Origin of the sequence: Amycolatopsis kentuckyensis, from assembly GCF_041679295.1 — a bacterium.
Classification (GTDB): Bacteria; Actinomycetota; Actinomycetes; order Mycobacteriales; family Pseudonocardiaceae; genus Amycolatopsis; species Amycolatopsis kentuckyensis_A.
Genome location: NZ_JBGDMD010000002.1, coordinates 559,748 through 576,593 on the forward strand (window position 1 = coordinate 559,748; position 16,846 = coordinate 576,593).

The 16,846-nt window shown below is 70.0% G+C and carries 13 protein-coding genes and 1 pseudogene; 6 read left to right on the forward strand and 8 right to left on the reverse strand.

Translation table 11 applies throughout. The features are described 5' to 3' along the window. Nucleotides 1-20: 20 nt before the first annotated feature. A complete protein-coding gene (locus ACERZO_RS08745; protein ID WP_372664025.1) occupies nt 21-881 on the forward strand; it encodes an effector-associated domain 2-containing protein in 861 nt (286 codons plus the stop codon). 6 nt (nt 882-887) lie between these two features. On the opposite strand, the gene ACERZO_RS08750 is transcribed toward ACERZO_RS08745, so the two are convergent. Further along, on the reverse strand, nt 888-2,066 hold the full coding sequence (locus ACERZO_RS08750) for a TetR/AcrR family transcriptional regulator (protein WP_372664026.1): 1,179 nt from the start codon (nt 2,064-2,066) through the stop codon (nt 888-890). A 149-nt stretch (nt 2,067-2,215) separates the two neighbouring features. On the opposite strand from ACERZO_RS08750, the gene ACERZO_RS08755 reads away from it, so the two are divergent. After that, nucleotides 2,216-3,427 (forward strand): acetyl-CoA C-acetyltransferase, encoded by a 1,212-nt coding sequence (locus tag ACERZO_RS08755; RefSeq protein ID WP_372664027.1) that lies wholly within the window; start codon nt 2,216-2,218, stop codon nt 3,425-3,427. 8 nt (nt 3,428-3,435) lie between these two features. Beyond that, the gene (locus ACERZO_RS08760) at nt 3,436-5,607 is read left to right on the forward strand and encodes a 3-hydroxyacyl-CoA dehydrogenase NAD-binding domain-containing protein (RefSeq protein ID WP_372664028.1); all 2,172 of its coding nucleotides are present in this window, start codon (nt 3,436-3,438) and stop codon (nt 5,605-5,607) included. Nucleotides 5,608-5,660: 53 nt separating this feature from the next. Here the strand turns inward: ACERZO_RS08760 and ACERZO_RS08765 are convergent, their stop codons facing one another. Then, complete coding sequence (locus ACERZO_RS08765; protein WP_372664029.1) at nt 5,661-5,966, reverse strand: antibiotic biosynthesis monooxygenase family protein; 306 nt, start codon at nt 5,964-5,966, stop codon at nt 5,661-5,663. A gap of 131 nt (nt 5,967-6,097) precedes the next feature. Between ACERZO_RS08765 and ACERZO_RS08770 the strand changes: the two genes are divergently transcribed. Continuing rightward, nucleotides 6,098-8,449: a GH92 family glycosyl hydrolase gene (locus ACERZO_RS08770; protein ID WP_372664030.1), complete on the forward strand. Its 2,352-nt coding sequence runs from the start codon at nt 6,098-6,100 to the stop codon at nt 8,447-8,449. A gap of 29 nt (nt 8,450-8,478) precedes the next feature. On the opposite strand, the gene ACERZO_RS08775 is transcribed toward ACERZO_RS08770, so the two are convergent. From ACERZO_RS08775 to ACERZO_RS08785, 3 genes are all read right to left on the reverse strand, one after another. Then, nucleotides 8,479-10,581 (reverse strand): MMPL family transporter, encoded by a 2,103-nt coding sequence (locus tag ACERZO_RS08775; RefSeq protein ID WP_372664031.1) that lies wholly within the window; start codon nt 10,579-10,581, stop codon nt 8,479-8,481. Nucleotides 10,582-10,694: 113 nt separating this feature from the next. Next, nucleotides 10,695-11,360 (reverse strand): response regulator, encoded by a 666-nt coding sequence (locus tag ACERZO_RS08780; protein WP_372664032.1) that lies wholly within the window; start codon nt 11,358-11,360, stop codon nt 10,695-10,697. A gap of 7 nt (nt 11,361-11,367) precedes the next feature. Next, nucleotides 11,368-12,432, reverse strand: a complete 1,065-nt coding sequence (locus ACERZO_RS08785) for a sensor histidine kinase (RefSeq protein WP_372664033.1) — start codon at nt 12,430-12,432, stop codon at nt 11,368-11,370. A gap of 274 nt (nt 12,433-12,706) precedes the next feature. On the opposite strand from ACERZO_RS08785, the pseudogene ACERZO_RS08790 reads away from it, so the two are divergent. Both ACERZO_RS08790 and ACERZO_RS08795 read left to right on the forward strand, forming a co-directional pair. Then, a pseudogene (locus ACERZO_RS08790) lies at nt 12,707-12,826 on the forward strand (DUF3761 domain-containing protein); the annotation flags it as partial. Between the two features lie 85 nt (nt 12,827-12,911). Further along, the gene (locus ACERZO_RS08795) at nt 12,912-14,327 is read left to right on the forward strand and encodes an MFS transporter (protein WP_372664034.1); all 1,416 of its coding nucleotides are present in this window, start codon (nt 12,912-12,914) and stop codon (nt 14,325-14,327) included. Nucleotides 14,328-14,338: 11 nt separating this feature from the next. Here ACERZO_RS08795 and ACERZO_RS08800 read toward each other — a convergent pair whose 3' ends face one another. The 3 genes from ACERZO_RS08800 to ACERZO_RS08810 are packed head-to-tail and all read right to left on the reverse strand — an operon-like array spanning nt 14,339 to nt 16,845. After that, nucleotides 14,339-15,145 (reverse strand): SAM-dependent methyltransferase, encoded by an 807-nt coding sequence (locus tag ACERZO_RS08800; protein ID WP_372664035.1) that lies wholly within the window; start codon nt 15,143-15,145, stop codon nt 14,339-14,341. 52 nt (nt 15,146-15,197) lie between these two features. Continuing rightward, on the reverse strand, nt 15,198-16,001 hold the full coding sequence (locus ACERZO_RS08805; protein ID WP_372664036.1) for an SAM-dependent methyltransferase: 804 nt from the start codon (nt 15,999-16,001) through the stop codon (nt 15,198-15,200). A 43-nt stretch (nt 16,002-16,044) separates the two neighbouring features. Further along, entirely contained in the window at nt 16,045-16,845 is an 801-nt protein-coding gene (locus tag ACERZO_RS08810) for an SAM-dependent methyltransferase (RefSeq protein WP_372664037.1), read from the reverse strand. Nucleotide 16,846 lies beyond the last annotated feature (1 nt).

Here is a 16,846-nt window from a genome sequence, read left to right on the forward strand (position 1 = left end):
CTGCGCACCACAGGACGATCATGGCCGTCGACATCGCCGGTTACAACAACCCGAACCGGACTCTGGCCCACCTGCGCGAGGTTCACGAGGGGCTTTGGTCGGTTCTCAAAGGCAGCTTCGCCGAGACGGGCGTCCCGTGGGACGTCTGCTTCGTGGAGAACACCGGCGACGGCGCGATGATCCTGCTGCCGCCGGAAATCGCGAAGGCGGATCTCGTCGCGCAGCTGCCCGAGCGCCTGCACGCCGAACTGCGCCGCTACAACGCCGTGCATTCCGAGGCGGCGCAGATCCAGCTGCGGGTGGCCTTGAACGCCGGCGAAGTGCAGTGGGGTGGCCAGGGTGCGGTCGGCAAGGCCATCAGCGCCACGTTCCGCATCCTCGACGCCCCGGCGGCGAAAGCCGCGCAGAAGGCCACCGGCGCGGACCTGGCACTGCTGGCGGCCGCCATGTTCTACGACGACGTCGTGGCCCAGGATCCGGCCGCCGCGCCCGGCGAGTACGCGCGGATCCCGGTGTCGGTCAAGGAAACCAGCACGATCGCGTGGCTGCGCCTCATGGGTGCCTCGGAAGCCCGCCGCGCGGTGGCCCCCGAAGCGGCGCCCGACTTCACCGCGTTGATCGAAGCGCTGATGGACGTGCCGTGGGTGCGCAACAGCGACAGCCGGCGGCTGCTGCTGGAAATGTTCCCCCGCAAGGAAATCGCGTCGCAGGTCTCCTACCACCCGCAGGACCGGCTGCACGTGATCGCGCTGGCGAAGACGTGCCTGCGCTTCGAAGCCGGCCTCCAGTGCCTGCTCGACGTGGTGCTGACGATCGATCCGCATTCTCCGGAGGTCACGCGGCTGGCCCAGCTGATCGCACGGTGGCCGGAGGACCGCTGACCGGGTTCAGGCGAGACCGAGCACGGTGTGCAGCAACGTCGTCAGTTCGGCTTCGAAGTTCGGCCGTGTCGCCAGGCGGCGGGTCCGGGCCAGGTCGTTAGCGATCGTCAGCGCCGCGTGGACCGTGATCTTCGCTTCCCTCGCCGGCAACTCCGGACGCACCGCTGACAACAGCGTCACCCACTGGGCCACGTAGTCCCGCTGCACCCGCAGCAGGTCCGCCTTGTCGCGGTCCGGCATCGTCACGCGGTCCGCCGAGAACGACACCAGCAGCTCCGGCGTATGCAAGATCGTGTGCACGTACGACGCCGCCAGCCGACGCAGGGCGGACACTTCGTCCGGTGCCTGCAGCGCGCGCTCCGCCGCCAACGCCAGCCTGTCCGCCGCGCGGTGTCCGATTGCGACCATCAGGGCCGCCTTGCTCGGGAAGTGGCGGTAGACACTCGGGCCCGCTATGCCCGCCGCCGCTCCGATGTCCTCCATGCTCACGTCGTGGAAGCCTCGCTGGGCGAACAGCGCCGTCGCCTCCGCCAGGACCTGCTCGCGGCGAGACGGCGTACCGAGGCTCAGCGTCGGAGAAGGTGGCTCGGACGACGGCGCCGGGAGTGTGGCGTTCAGCACATCCAGTGCCAGCTCGACCAGCAGTGCGGCGAACCGGCGGCGTGCTACCGACGTGTGGTGGACGGACACGCTCCCGAACACCGACAGGGCGGCCCAGCAGAGCAGCTCCGCGTCCTCGACCGGCAGGTCCGGGCGCTGGACCAGCAGCGCTTTCGACCACGTCGCCAGCGCCAGCGTCGAGCGGCGGGCGATCTCGCGCTGGTCCTCCTTCGGGAGGTGGCGCCCCTCCCAACGCCACAGCGCCGCGATCTCGCGTCGCTCCACCGCCTGGGTCGCCAGCCGGCTCAACAAGCCTTCGAGCTGGTCAGGCGTGGGAACGGAGTCCGACAGCGCCTCCGTCGTCGCCGCCTCGAGGTCTTCGAAGCCGCTCAGCACGACGTAAGCCAGGATCGCCTGCTTGTCCGCGAAGTGCCGGTACAGCGCCGGGCCGGTGACGCCCGCCGCGTCCGCTATGTCCTTGATGCCGACTCCGGGGAAGCCGCGGGCGCGGAACAGCTCCGCCGCCACCGCGGCCAGCTGGGCCTTGCGGTCGCGCGGGCGCGCACTACGCACAGAGTCGGTCATGGTGAGTGAACCATAGCGGCTAACGGCACACCCGCAACCCATTGACACCATGGGGTTATCCGACGATATGTTAATGGCCATTAGCACTACTGGCCGGTATCATCGGCCACGGTACGAAGACGTCCCACACGCTCGCGAGGAGTTGTTCTGTGAGTAGCGAGGCCTACATCTACGAGGCGATCCGCACGCCTCGCGGCAAGAACAAGGGCGGTGCCCTGCACGGCACCAAGCCGGTCGACCTGGTGGTCGGCCTGATCGAAGAGCTCAAGGTCCGCCACCCGAACCTCGACCCGAAGGCGATCGACGACATCGTGCTCGGCGTCGTCTCGCCGGTCGGCGAGCAGGGCGCCGTCATCGCGCGCACCGCCGCGCTGAACGCCGGCCTGCCCGAGACCGTCGCGGGCGTGCAGCTCAACCGCTTCTGCGCCTCCGGCCTGGAAGCCACCAACACCGCCGCGCAGAAGGTCCGCTCCGGCTGGGACAACCTGATCATCGCCGGCGGCGTCGAGTCGATGTCGCGCGTGCCGATGGGCTCCGACGGCGGCGCGCTGTTCATGGACCCGACCACGGCGTACGACAACTACATCGTCCCGCAGGGCACCGGCGCCGACCTGATCGCGACCATCGAGGGCTTCTCCCGCGAGGACGTCGACCGCTGGGCCGTCCGCTCGCAGGACCGTGCCGAGGCAGCCTGGTCCGGCGGCTACTTCGCCAAGTCCGTCGTCCCGGTCAAGGACATCAACGGCGTCACGGTCCTCGACCACGACGAGCACCGCCGTCCCGGCTCCACAGTCGAGGGCCTCGGCAAGCTCAAGCCGGCCTTCGCGGGCATCGGCGAGCTGGGCGGCTTCGACGCCGTGGCGCTGCAGAAGTACCACTCGGTCGAGAAGATCAACCACGTCCACACCGGCGGCAACTCGTCCGGCATCGTCGACGGCGCCGCGCTGGTGCTGGTCGGCTCCGAGCAGGTCGGCAAGACCTTCGGGCTGACCCCGCGCGCCCGGATCGTGGCGACCGCGTCGATCGGTTCCGAGCCGACGATCATGCTGACCGGCCCCACGCCGGCCACCGAGAAGGTCCTCAAGATCGCGGGCCTCAAGCCCGAGGACATCGACCTGTGGGAGCTCAACGAGGCGTTCGCGTCCGTCGTGCTCAAGTGGATCAAGGACCTGCACCTCGACGAGGACAAGGTCAACGTCAACGGCGGCGCGATCGCCATGGGCCACCCGCTCGGCGCCACCGGCGCGATGCTGGTCGGCACCGTGGTCGACGAGCTGGAACGCCGCCAGGCGCGCCGCGCCCTGGTGACCCTGTGCATCGGCGGCGGCATGGGCGTCGCGACCATCATCGAGCGGGTGTGAGGACCACAATGGCCGAGAGCAAGACCATCCGCTGGGAGCAGGACTCCGACGGCATCGTCACCCTGACCCTGGACGACCCGAACCAGTCGGCGAACACGATGAACGCCGCGTTCCGCGAGTCGCTCGGCGTCACCGTCGACCGCCTCGAAGCGGAGAAGGACAGCATCACCGGCGTCGTGATCACGTCCGCCAAGAAGACGTTCTTCGCCGGCGGCGATCTGAACGACCTCATCCAGGCGAAGCCGGAGAACGCGGCCGAGCTGACCGAGGGCAGCGTCGCGATGAAGGGGCAGATGCGCCGCATCGAGCAACTCGGCAAGCCGGTCGTCGCGGCGATCAACGGCGCCGCGCTCGGCGGCGGCCTCGAGATCGCGCTGGCGACGCACCACCGCATCGCCGCCGACGTCAAGGGCAGCCAAATCGGCCTGCCCGAGGTGACGCTGGGCCTGCTGCCCGGCGGCGGTGGCGTCGTACGCACCGTGCGCCTGCTCGGCATCCAGAGCGCACTGCTGAACGTCCTGCTGCAGGGCCAGCGCCACCGCCCGGCCAAGGCGCTCGAGCTCGGCCTCGTGCACGAGCTCGTCGGCACGGTCGAGGAGCTCGTCCCCGCCGCGAAGGCGTGGATCAAGGCGAACCCCGAAGGCGGCGTCCAGCCGTGGGACGTCAAGGGCTACAAGATCCCGGGCGGCACGCCGTCCAACCCGAGCTTCGCGGCCAACCTCCCGGCGTTCCCGGCGAACCTGCGCAAGCAGATCAAGGGCGCGAACATGCCGGCGCCGCGGGCGATCCTGGCCGCCGCGATCGAGGGCGCGCAGGTCGACTTCGACACCGCGATCCAGATCGAGACGCGCTACTTCATCCACCTTGCCACCGGCCAGGTCTCGAAGAACATGACGAAGGCGTTCTTCTTCGACCTGCAGACCATCAACTCGGGCGGCTCGCGTCCGGACGGCTTCGAGAAGTACACGGCCAAGAAGGTCGGCGTGCTCGGCGCGGGCATGATGGGCGCCGCGATCGCGTACGTGTCGGCGAAGGCCGGCATCGACGTCGTCCTCAAGGACGTCTCGCAGGAGGCAGCCGAGAAGGGCAAGGGCTACGCGGAGAAGCTGGAGCAGAAGGCCCTCTCGCGCGGCAAGACCACGCAGGAGAAGTCGGACGCGCTGCTGGCGAAGATCAAGCCGACCGCCGACCCGGCCGACTTCGCGGGCGTCGACTTCGTCATCGAGGCCGTCTTCGAGAGCGTCGAGCTGAAGCACAAGGTGTTCGGCGAGATCGAGAGCGTCGTCAACGCCGACGCGGTGCTGGGTTCCAACACCTCGACGCTGCCGATCACCACCCTCGCCGAGGGCGTGCAGCGGACCGAGGACTTCATCGGGATCCACTTCTTCTCGCCGGTGGACAAGATGCCGCTGGTCGAGATCATCTGCGGCGAGAAGACGTCGCCGGCGACGCTGGCCAAGGTCTTCGACTACACGCTGCAGATCAAGAAGACCCCGATCGTCGTCAACGACAGCCGCGGCTTCTTCACCTCGCGCGTGATCGGCACGTTCATCAACGAGGCCGTCGCCGCGCTGGGCGAGGGCGTCGAGCCGGCGTCGATCGAGCAGGCGGGTTCGCAGGCCGGCTACCCGGCGCCGCCGCTGCAGCTGATGGACGAGCTGACGCTGACCCTGCCGCGCAAGATCCGCAAGGAGACCCGCGAGGCGATCGAGGCCGCGGGCGGCACGTGGAAGGCGCACGCGTCCGAGGCCGTGATCGACCGGATGCTGGACGAGTACGACCGCAAGGGCCGCTCGACGGGCGCGGGCTTCTACGAGTACGACTCGGAGGGCAAGCGCGTCGGCCTTTGGCCGGGCCTGCGCGACGCGTTCAAGTCCGGCTCGACCGAGGTGCCGTTCGAGGACCTCAAGGAGCGGATGCTGTTCGCCGAGGCGCTCGAGACGGTGAAGTGCTTCGACGAAGGCGTGCTGACGTCGGTGGCCGACGCCAACATCGGCTCGATCTTCGGCATCGGCTTCCCGGCGTGGACCGGTGGTGTCATCCAGTACATCAACCAGTACGAGGGTGGCCTGCAGGGCTTCGTCGACCGGTCGCGTGAGCTCGCGGCGCGGTACGGCGACCACTTCGAGCCGCCTGCTTCGCTCGTGGAGAAGGCCGCCAAGGGCGAGATCTACGAATAAGCAGTGACTCCGTGAAGGCCACCTCGAGTTCATCGAGGTGGCCTTCACGGTTTTCAGAGGGCGACCGCCACCTCGGCGTGGTTGACGTGCTCGTCCCAGCGGCTCAGCGCCCGCCGCGCGTCCTCCTCGAGGACGGCGTCTTCGTAGCTGTCGCCGGCGAAGCCGCGTACGGCGTCGAGGTCGGTGAAGAACGTGATCGAGGTGAACTCGACCTCGTCGCCGTCCAGGCGGCGCAGCAATCGGGCGCCCCGGAAGCCGGGCACGTCACGCAGGTGCTCCGCCACGTCGGTTTCGTAGTGCCGCTGGTAGTCGTCGGCCTTCGTGGCGGGCGCCCAGCCACGCCAAGTGCGTGCGATCATCCTCGGTTCCCCAATCCGTCGAGGGGCTCGAAGGTACCCGCGGTTTGCGACCTCCGGGTGTGCCGGAGTGTCCGGCAGTTTGTCCGCTTGCGTTCGCCCAAAAGCCGCTGAACGCGCGTTAACCTCCGGCCATGCGCCGTCCTGTCACGGTGGCTCTTGCCGCCACCCTGCTCGCCTCGACGTTGACAACGATGTCGGCAGCCGCCGACCTGAGTCCTGCCGACTTCGTCGATCCGCTGATCGGTTCCGCCGGCGACGGCAACACCTACCCCGGCGCGACCGCGCCCTTCGGGATGCTCGCCTGGAGCCCCACCAGCACCCGCGGCGACCAGACGTCGACCGGCGCCGCCAACGGCTACCAGTACGACGCCACGCGCCTGCGCGGCTTCGCGTTAACGCACGTTAACGGCGCTGGCTGCAACCCCGGCGCCGCCGGCGACGTGCCGATCCTGCCGTTCGCCGGCGACGTCACCTCGTCGCCGACCGCCGACACCACCGACGCCGTCTACGCGAGCAACTTCAGCCACGCCGACGAAGCCGCGACGCCCGGCCGCTACCGGCTCGGCCTGCAGAACGGCGTCACGACCGACGTCGCCGCGACCGAACGGACCGCGATCGGCACGCTGTCGTACCCGCAGGACAAGCCGGCCAGCCTGCTCTTTCGGACGTCGAACTCCCTCAACGGCAGCGAGGACGCCGAGACGCACATCGACGCGGCGAACCGGCGCGTGACCGGGTCCGTGCTCACCGGCGCCTTCTGCGGCCGCCGCGCGAACGGCGGCGTCAACAACCGCAAGTCCTACTACCGCCTGTACTTCACCGCGCAGTTCGACCAGCCCGTCACCGGCACGGGGACGTGGAAGGACGCGACGCTCCAGCCCGGCGGCACCGACCAGACCGGCGGCGAGGGCTACGCGACCGGCAAGGACCGCGCCGGCCGCGGTTCCGGCGGCTACGTCACCTTCGCGCCCGGCAGCAAGGTCACCATGCGGATCGCGATCTCCTACGTCTCGCTCGAAGGCGCGGAACGCAACCTGCAGGCCGAACAGCCGAAGAAGTCTACTGTGGACAGCATCGTCGGCAGGACGAAGAAGGCTTGGAACAGCGAACTCGAGCGGGTGAACGTCACCGGTGGCACCGCCAGCCAGCGGATCACCTTCACCACCGCGCTCTACCACGGCCTGCAGCAGCCCAACCTCGTCAGCGACGTCGACGGCCAGTACCTCGGCATGGACCGGCAGCCGCACCGCGTCGAACGCGGGCAGGACGCGCAGTACTCCAACTTCTCCGGCTGGGACCAGTACCGTGCGCAGGTGCAGCTTCTGGCACTGATCGAGCCGCGCGTCGCCGGGAACTTCGCGCAATCGCTGTACAACTACGCGAAGCAGAACGACGGCGTCTGGGACCGCTGGGTGCACGTCAACGGCGCGACGCACGTGATGACCGGCGACCCGTCGGCGGCGACGATCGCGACCTTCTACGCGATGGGCGTCCGCAACTTCGACTACCGCGGCGCGTTCGGCTCGCTGTACAAGCAGGCGACGGTCCCGCGGGCCGAGGGCCTGCAGGACGGCGGCTGCCCCGGACAGTGCGTCGGCCAGCGGCCCAACCTCGCGCAGTACGTCACCTCGCACTACGCGCCGAACGACGTCTGCCACTGCTGGGGCGGTGCCGCGGAGACGCTGGAAGACTCCGTAGCCGACTCCGCAATCGGACATTTCGCGGAGTTGCTGGGCCGCCCGCGCGAAGCCGCGGAGATGCGCGCGCGGGGCGCGTACTGGCGCAACGTATACAACCCGGAGACCGGATACCTGCAGGCCCGCAACGTCGACGGCAGCTGGGTGACGCCGTTCGACCCGGCGAGCGACCGCGGCTTCGCGCAGGGCAGCGCGGCGGCCTACACCTGGATGGTCCCGCAGGACGTCTCCGGTCTCGCCGACGCGATGGGCGGCAAGGCCACCGCAGTCACCCGGCTCGACGGGTTCTTCCACGACGCCAGCGGCAACTGGCAGTTGAAGGGTGGCGGCCCGCTCAAGTACGACCCGACGAACGAGCCCGACATCCATGCGCCCTGGCTGTACAACGAGCTCGGGCAGCCGTGGAAGACCCAGGAGACCGTCCGGCAGCTGGTGTACTCCGTATACGGCACCGGTCCGTCCGGGCTCCCCGGCAACGACGACCTCGGCACGATGTCCGCCTGGTACGTCTTCGCCGCGCTCGGCGTCTACCCGCGCACGCCGGGCTTCGGCGAGCTGCTGCTGTCGAGCCCGCTGTTCCCGGCCGCCGTGATCCGGCCGGCGGGTGGCGCGCCGATCCGGATCACGACGTCGGGCAGCGGGAAGTACGTCCAGGACGTCCGCCGCGACGGCCGGCCGCAGCGCGACTGGAAGGTCGACGCGTCCTTCCTGCGCGGCGGAACCCTGGACTTCCGCCTGTCCGAGACGCCGACGCCCTGGGGGAGTTACCAATCCGACCAAAAGTAGGCCGCCCCCCGAGCGGCACGTAACCGTAGCTACGAAGTCATTCGGCCGTGACTGTGGTCGGATTGGTAACTATCGGCGCAGTAGGGCTCCAGCGCGACGTGCGGCAGGCGGCGGTCCAGCCACCGGGGCAGCCACCACGCCCGGGCGCCGAGCAGGCGCATGACCGCCGGGACGACCAGGCAGCGGATCACCAGCGCGTCCAGCAGGACCGCGGTCGCCAGGCCGAGGCCGAACTGCGCCAGCATCCGCGACGGGTCGAGCAGGAACGCGCCGAACACCAGCACCATGATCGCGCCCGCCGCGGTGATCACCGCGCCGGTCGACGCGAGGCCTTCGCGCACCGCGAGCCGCGCGTCACCGGTGTGGCGCCACTCCTCGTGCATGCGCGACACGAGGAACACCTCGTAGTCCATCGACAGCCCGAACACGATCGCGAAGATCATCACCGGTACGAACGCCTCGATCGGTCCCGGCTGCGCGCCGAACCAGCCGTCGCCGAACACCAGCGTCATGACGCCGAGCGAGGCGCCGATGCTCAGCAGGTTCAGCAACGCCGCCTTCAGCGGGATGAGGATCGACCGGAACACGACCATCAGCAGCAGTGCGGACAGCCCGACGACGACCAGCACGAACAGCGGCAGCCGGTCGGCGACGGCGTCCGCGAAGTCCGTCGCGGCCGCCACCGAGCCGCCGACCAGGTAGTGGCCCGGCAGCGTCGGGAGGACGTCGGTCCGCAGGCGCGTCACGAGTTCGGCGGTCGCCGCGTCCTGCGGTGACGTCGTCGGGAACGCCAGAACGGTCCGGCCCATCGGCGGCAGCACGCGCGCGATGCCCGGGGTTGCCGCGAGCTTCTGCTGCAGTGCGACGGTGTCGCCATCTTCGTTAACGATCGCTAACGGGCCGCTGAAACCAGGTCCGAAGCCCTCGGCCAGCAGGTCGTACGCCCGCCGCGTCGTCGATCCGGCGGGGTCGGTGCCGGCGTCGGCGAACCCGAGCCGCATGCCCGCAGCCGGGATCGACAGCCCGACGAGGACGATCAGGCCGATCGCGAGCGGGGCCACCGGGCGCTTCTGGACGCCGTCGGCGAGCCGTCGCCACGTCTTGCCGTGCTCCCGCCGGGCGGCGTGCTTGCGGATGCCGCGTTCGAGCCGCTTGCCGAACAGCGACAGCAGCGCGGGCAGGAGCGTCACCGACGCGAGCATGGTCATCAGGACGGTGAGCGCGACGGCCAGCGCCACCCCGCGCAGCCCGCCGAGGCCGAGCGCGAGCAGGCCGAGCAGCGCGATGATCACCGTCGTCCCGGCGAACAGCACCGAGCGCCCGGCGGTGTCGAGTGCCCGGCGCGCGGCGGTGTCCCGGTCGTGGCCGGCGAGGAGTTCGCCGCGGTAGCGGGAGAAGATCAGCAACGCGTAGTCGACGCCGACGCCGAACCCGACCAGCATCATCAACGGCGAGGTGTAGCTCGCGATGTCGACGAAGTGCGAGACGACCGTGATCACGCCCAGAGTGCTGCCGACGGCGAACACCGCGGTGAGCACCGGCAGCCCGGCGGCGAGCAGCGAGCGGAACAGGAACACGAGGATGACCAGCGCGGCCAGCAGTCCGACGCCTTCCGCCGGACCGCCACCGCCCGAGATGCGCTCGATCGGGTCGCCGGCCAGCGCCACTTCGACCGGTCCGGCCTGCTTCGCGACGTCGGCGAACTCGACGATGTCGTCGTACGGGAGGTCGGTCGAGGCGACGTCGAAGGTGACTGTCGCGTAGCCGATCCGGCCGTCGCGCGAGAGCGTCTCGAACGGCCCGGTCACCGACCGCACGTGCGGCTGCAATCGGACATTTCCCAGACTGTTTTCGATCGCGGCGCGTTGCGTGCCGAGCCCGTTGTCCACCTTGTACACGATCTGCGCGGACGCGCCGGACTGCGCGGTGTTCCGCAGCATGTCGACGGCCTGCTGCGATTCGGTGCCGGGCAGCGAGTTGTCGTCGTGGAACGCGCTGCCGGTGAGGCGGGAGGTGAACGTGACGCCGATGAGGACCAGCGCCCAGAGTGCGACGGCGAGCCACCGGTGGCGCTGCGCCCAGCCGGCCAGGCGGGCCAGGCTTCCCCCGGTGGGGCGAGTGATGGTGTCCATGGTGGACAAGGATTCGCCGCGAAGGCGCTACTCCGCGTCGCGCAGCGGAGGACACTTGCCGTGCTCCCGAAGGTGTCCCTTAAGGCGTTTCCCGTACCCCCGCGGGAGTACGGCTAGGGGGTGAGCCACCTCGGCGTCACCGCGCCGGATTCGTAGGCGAGGACGACGAGCTGCGCGCGGTCGCGCATGCCGGTCTTGGTCATGATCCGGCTGACGTGCGTCTTCGCCGTCGCGGGGCTGAGTGTCAGTTCGCGCGCGATCTCGTCGTTCGACAGGCCCGCCGCGACCAGGGAGAGCACCTCGCGTTCGCGGTCGGTGAGCCGGTCGAGCGCCGGGGGCGGGGTCGGGCGTGTGACGCGTGCGGCGAACTCCGAGATCAGCCGCCGGGTGATCGACGGCGCCAGCAGCGCGTCGCCGCGCGCGACCACGCGCACGGCGTGGATCAGCTCTTCGGGCTCGGTGTCCTTGACCAGGAACCCGCTCGCGCCCGCGCGCAGGGCGCCGTAGACGTCCTCGTCGAGGTCGAATGTCGTGAGGATGACGACCTTGCTGTGCACGGCGGGGTCCTCGAGCAGGTGCCGTGTCGCGGCGAGGCCGTCGAGCACCGGCATGCGGATGTCCATCAGCACGACGTCCGGACGGTGGTCGTGCGCGGCCTGCAGGGCTTCGCGGCCGTCGGCGGCTTCGGCGACGACGTCGATGTCGTCCTCTCCGTCCAAAATGGACCGGAAACCGGCGCGGACCAGCCGCTGGTCGTCGACGAGCAGGACCCGGATCATCGGCCCATCATCGCACCGGCAACCGGGCGCGCACCCGGTAACCGCCGCCTTCGCGAGGCGCCGCGGTCAGCTCGCCGTCGAGCGCCCGCGCGCGTTCGGCCATGCCGCGGATCCCGGTGCCCGGCGGGGCGTCGCCGCCGCAGCCGTCGTCGTCGACCTGCACGGACAGCGCGTCGGCGCCATACCCGAGCCGGACGACGACGGTCTTCGCGCCGGCGTGCTTCGCAACGTTCGTCAGCGCTTCCTGCACAACGCGGAACGCGGCGTGCTCGACGTCCGGCGGCAGGTCGCGGGCGACGCCGTCGATCTCGGTCCGGACGGTCAGCCCGGACGCGCCGACCGACTCGGCCAGCTCCGCGACGCGGGACAGGCTCGGCTCGGCCTGGCGGAGCATGCCGAGCGTCGCGCGCAACTCCTGGAGTGCGGTCTTGCTGGCGTCCTTGATGGTGCCGAGGGCCTCTTCGGCCTGCGCGGGATCACGCCGGTGCAGCGCGGCCCCCGCCTGGACGTTGATCAGTGACAGGTGGTGGCCGAGCGCGTCGTGCAGTTCGCGGGCGATGCGCAGCCGCTCCTCCGTGGCGCGGGCCCGGGCTTCGGCCTCTTTGGTGCGCTCGGCCTCGGCGCGGTAGTGCGCAACGGCGCCACCGGCGACGAGCGCGACGAACCAGCCGGTCATCAGGAAGAACGCGAAGTTGTCGACGTGCCGCCCGGTCCGCGAGCTGACCTCGCCGACGGCGACCCCGGCCATCGCGGCGACGACGAGCAGCGCGGCCGCGCGGATCCGCCCCGCCGCGGCGGCGTTGTAGAGGGCATAGGCGAAGGCGAGCAGGACGAGGCCGTCGGGATCGGTGAGCGGGTAGTAGAGAGCGCAGCAAACGAGCGTTAACCCGGCGACGGTCAACGGGTACTTGCGCCGGAAGAAGACGGCGGCGCACGCCAAGACGGTGAGCACCCAGCCGACGGCGGCGTGGTGGGCGGGCTTGGCCCCGTCGTTCAGGACGGCGAACATCGAGCCGACGAGCACCGCGACGGTGACCGCGAGTTCGGGAGCCCACCGCCGCAACCAGGCCATGCGGCGAGTCTAGGCGCCGTAACAAACGCGTCGGGGTGAGCGACTCTGCGGCATTGATTCGTGTTGCTAAGGAGTCGTCGTCGAAGGATTCGGGCGGCGTGGGTGTTCTGGATGCGCCGCCGACTTCGTATACAACGCCTACGTTCTCCGTTCCGAGCGCGACGGATACGCCCAGGCCAAGCCCAAAGCTGCGCCGAAGACCACCACGCAGGCCGCGTCGAAGCCGGCCGAGTGCGGCGCCGACTACTACCGGAACTCGGACGGCAACTGCGTCCACCGCCCCAGCGACAACCCGGCCGGCGCCACGGCCCTTTGCAAGGACGGCACCTACAGCTACAGCCAGCACCGCTCCGGCACCTGCTCGGGCCACGGGGGTGTCCGCACCTGGCTGTGACGAATCACCAATCGGACCGAAACCGGCCACCCGGTAGGTAGAGTGCATCAAGTTGCATGATGCGTACTAACTACACACCGGGGGTGTGCTGGTGTCCCGACCCGGACGGTCCGCTCGCGCGATCGTCGTGGTGCTCGCCTCGTGCGGGCTCGTTGCGTCGTTCATGCAGACGCTGGTCGTCCCGCTCATCCCGGTGTTCCCGCGGCTGCTGAACGCCTCGGCGGCCGACGCGTCGTGGGTCGTCACCGTGACGCTGCTGGCCGCGGCCGTCATCACGCCGGTCAGCGGACGGCTCGGCGACCTCTACGGCAAGCGGCGGATGATTCTCGTCAGCCTCGCGCTGCTCGTTGCCGGCTCGGTGGTGTCCGCGACGACGAGCGCGCTCGCGTTTCACATCATCGGACGCGGGTTGCAGGGCTGTGCGATGGGCGTGATCCCGCTCGGCATCAGCATCATGCGCGACGAGCTCCCGCCCGAACGCGTCGGGGGCGCGATCTCGCTGATGAGCGCGACGCTCGGAGTGGGCGGCGCGATCGGGTTGCCGGTCGCGGCGATCGTCGCCGAGAACGCCGACTGGCACGTGCTGTTCTGGATGGCCGCCGGTCTCGGGCTGTTCTTCGCGCTGCTGATCGTCAAGTTCGTGCCGGAGTCGCCGCTGCGCACGCCCGCGCCGTTCGACTACTTCGGCGCGTTCGGGCTCGCCGCCGGCCTGGTCTGCCTGCTGCTGCCGGTGGTCAAGGGCGCCACGTGGGGCTGGACCAGCACCCCGACGCTCGGGTTCGCCGCGGCGGCCGTCGTCGTCCTGCTCAGCTGGGGCACCTACCAGCTGCGCCGGCGCGACCCGCTCGTCGACCTGCGCGTGTCCGCCCGACGGCCGGTGCTGTTCACGAACCTGGCGTCGATCATGGTCGGGTTCTCGATGTACGCCATGGCGTTGTCCTTCCCGCAGCTGCTGCAGGCGTCCGCCTCGACCGGCTACGGCCTGGGCCAGACGATGGTCGAATCCGGCCTCACCCTCGCCCCGAACGGCCTGGTGATGATGCTGCTCTCGCCGGTGTCGGCCCGGCTCATCGCCCGCTTCGGCCCGCGCCCGACGCTGATGACCGGCGCGCTGGTGATCGCCGTCGGGTACGTGTTCGCGATCGTGCTGATGGACAACGCGGCCGAGCTGATCACGGCGTCGGTGATCATCGGCGCCGGTGTCGGCATCGCCTACGCCGCGATGCCCGCGCTGATCATGGGCTCGGTGCCGGTCACCGAAACGGCGTCCGCGAACGGCCTGAACTCCCTGATGCGCTCGGTCGGCACGGCGGTGTCGAGCGCGGTGATGGCGGCGATGCTGGCCCAGCTGACGATCACCGTCGGCGGGCTGACGGTGCCGTCGTTGTTCGGCTTCCGGGCAACGTTCGCGGTGGCTGCGTGCGCCGCGCTCGCGGGCGTGCTGCTGGCGGGGTTGGTGCCGAAGACGAAGGTGGCGCCGGAACTCGTCGGCGCCGTCTAGTCCGGTGCCGGCTAGTTCTTGCGCGCCACCAGCGCGAGCCCGCCGCACTCGGCCGGGTTCTCCGGCACGTCCGCCGGGTCGTCCGGCCGCCACTGCGGGATGAAGACGACGCCCGGGTCGAGGATCTCGAAGCCGTCCACGAGCGCGCGCAGCTCGTCGGCCGTGCGGGGCGTAACCGGGTTGGCGCTCTTCTGGTACATCGCGACCGCGCGGGCGGTGCCGTCGCTCTGCTGCTCGGGGGTGGCCGACGACATGGCCAGGTAGCTGCCGGGCGCGAGCGCGTCGCGGTAGGCGGCGATCAGCCGGCCCGGGTCGCGCTCGTCCGGGATGAAGTGCACGAACAGCGCCATCACGACCATCACCGGCTGGTCCAGGTCCAGCATCATCTCGGTGGTCTCGTGCTCGAGGACGTCGTCCGGGAACTCGGCGTCGGCGTGCACCATGACCGCGTTCTCGTTGCCCTCGAGCACGATCTCGCTGTGCGCGACGGCGACCGGTTCGTTGTCGACGTAGACAACGCGTGCAGTGGGGTCGACGGCGTGGGCGATCTCGTGGACGTGCCCGACCGTCGGCATGCCCGAGCCGATGTCGAGGAACTGCCGGATCCCGTTGTCCAGCCCGAACCGGATGGCCCGGCGCAGCCACTGCCGGTTCAGCCGCGCGCGCTCCCGCGCGTTCGGCTGGGCGGTGAGCACCTGGTCGGCGAACATCCGGTCGACGGCGTAGTTGAGCTGGCCGCCGAGGATGTAGTCGTACACGCGCGCGGGGTTCGGCTTGTCGAGGTCGATGCCACGCCGCGCGTACTCGTCTTCACTCATTCGCCGCTCCACGGTCCGGTGTGACGGCGAGAATAGCCGACGTGAGCCGTTCTCAGTTCTTGCGCGCCACCAGGGCGAGCTGGCTCGCCAGCTCGGGGTGCTCGCCGACCTCGCCGGGGTCGTCCGGTCGCCACTCCGGCATGAAGACGATCCCCGGCGGCAGGATCTCGAACCCGCCCAGCAGCGCGCGCAGCTCGTCCTTCGAGCGGGCCACCACGTTCGTGCCGCTCTTCTGGTACATCTCCGCGGCGCGCCGGACCTCCTCGCCCTGACCCTCGAACGTGCCGGACGACAACGCGAGGTAGCTGCCCGGCGCGAGTGCGTCGCGGTAGGCCGCGATCAGTCCCGCCGGGTCGCGCTCGTCCGGGATGAAGTGCACGAACGCGGCCATGATCAGCATCACCGGCTGGTCGAAGTCCAGCAGCATCTCGGTGGTCTCGTGCTCGAGGACGTCCGCGGGGAACTCGGCGTCCGCCTGCACCATCTCCGCGTTCTCGTTGTCCTTCAGCACGATCTCGCTGTGCGCGACGGCGACCGGTTCGTTGTCGACGTAGACAACGCGTGCAGTGGGGTCGATCGCCTGGACGACCTCGTGCACGTGCCCGACCGTCGGCATGCCCGAGCCGATGTCGAGGAACTGCCGGATGCCCTGCTCGGCGCCGAACCGCACCGCCCGGCGGAGCCAGCGCCGGTTAAGCAGGGCCAGCTCCCTGGCCTCCGGGCGCACCTTGAGGATCTGCTCGGCGAACATCCGGTCGATCGCGTAGTTGAGCTTGCCGCCGATCAGGTAGTCGTACACGCGCGCCGCGTTCGGCTTGTCGAAGTCGATCTCGCGCGTCGCGTGGTCGTCGGTCATCGCCGTCCCCTCACCGTCGGTGCGACAGCGAGGATAGCGCCGGTTACTCCTTGCGAGCGACCAGCGCCAGCCCGCCCGACTGCTCCGGCGGGTCTTCGAGCGGCCCGTCCGGGCGCCACTCGGGCGTGAACACCACGCCCGGCGGCAGGATCTCGAAGCCCTTCACCAGCGCGCGCAGCTCGTCGGGCGAACGCAGCGTCAGCGGCGTGCCGCTCTTCTCGTACAGCGCCACCGAGCGCCGGGACTCCTCGCCCTGCCCCTCCCACGTACCCGAAGACAACGCGAGGTAGCTGCCCGGCGCGAGCACGTCGCGGTAGGTCGCGATCAGCCCGGCCGGGTCCCGGGAGTCCGGGATGAAGTGCACGAACGCCGCCATGATCACCATGACCGGCTCGCTGAAGTCCAGCAGCGCCTCGGTGGTCGGGTGCTCCAGCACCTCGTCCGGGTACTCGGCGTCGGCCTGGACCATTGCCGCGTTGTCGTTGCCCTCGAGCACGATCTCGCTGTGCGCGACCGCGATCGGCTCGTTGTCGACGTAGACAACGCGTGCAGTGGGGTCGATGGCCTGGACGACCTCGTGCACGTGCCCGACCGTCGGCATCCCCGAACCGATGTCCAGGAACTGCCGGACGCCCTGTTCCGCCGCGAACCGCGCCGCGCGGCGCAGCCACGCCCGGTTCGTCAGCGCCATGTGCCGCGCGTTCGGCAGCACGTTCTGGATCTGGTCGGCGAACATCCGGTCGACGGCGTAGTTCAGCTGGCCGCCGATCATGTAGTCGTACACGCGCGCCGCGTTCGGCCGTTCGAGGTCGATGCCCCGCTTCGCGTGTTCGTCTTCGCTCATC

What these genes read in the sequence shown, in the direction of transcription:
- ACERZO_RS08745 (WP_372664025.1), top strand. Translation starts at nt 21, where the DNA reads ATGGCCGTCGACATCGCCGGTTACAACAACCCGAACCGGACTCTGGCC.
- ACERZO_RS08750 (WP_372664026.1), bottom strand. Translation starts at nt 2,066, where the DNA reads ATGACCGACTCTGTGCGTAGTGCGCGCCCGCGCGACCGCAAGGCCCAG.
- ACERZO_RS08760 (WP_372664028.1), top strand. Translation starts at nt 3,436, where the DNA reads ATGGCCGAGAGCAAGACCATCCGCTGGGAGCAGGACTCCGACGGCATC.
- ACERZO_RS08765 (WP_372664029.1), bottom strand. Translation starts at nt 5,966, where the DNA reads ATGATCGCACGCACTTGGCGTGGCTGGGCGCCCGCCACGAAGGCCGAC.
- ACERZO_RS08770 (WP_372664030.1), top strand. Translation starts at nt 6,098, where the DNA reads ATGCGCCGTCCTGTCACGGTGGCTCTTGCCGCCACCCTGCTCGCCTCG.
- ACERZO_RS08775 (WP_372664031.1), bottom strand. Translation starts at nt 10,581, where the DNA reads ATGGACACCATCACTCGCCCCACCGGGGGAAGCCTGGCCCGCCTGGCC.
- ACERZO_RS08780 (WP_372664032.1), bottom strand. Translation starts at nt 11,360, where the DNA reads ATGATCCGGGTCCTGCTCGTCGACGACCAGCGGCTGGTCCGCGCCGGT.
- ACERZO_RS08785 (WP_372664033.1), bottom strand. Translation starts at nt 12,432, where the DNA reads ATGGCCTGGTTGCGGCGGTGGGCTCCCGAACTCGCGGTCACCGTCGCG.
- ACERZO_RS08800 (WP_372664035.1), bottom strand. Translation starts at nt 15,145, where the DNA reads ATGAGTGAAGACGAGTACGCGCGGCGTGGCATCGACCTCGACAAGCCG.
- ACERZO_RS08805 (WP_372664036.1), bottom strand. Translation starts at nt 16,001, where the DNA reads ATGACCGACGACCACGCGACGCGCGAGATCGACTTCGACAAGCCGAAC.
- ACERZO_RS08810 (WP_372664037.1), bottom strand. Translation starts at nt 16,845, where the DNA reads ATGAGCGAAGACGAACACGCGAAGCGGGGCATCGACCTCGAACGGCCG.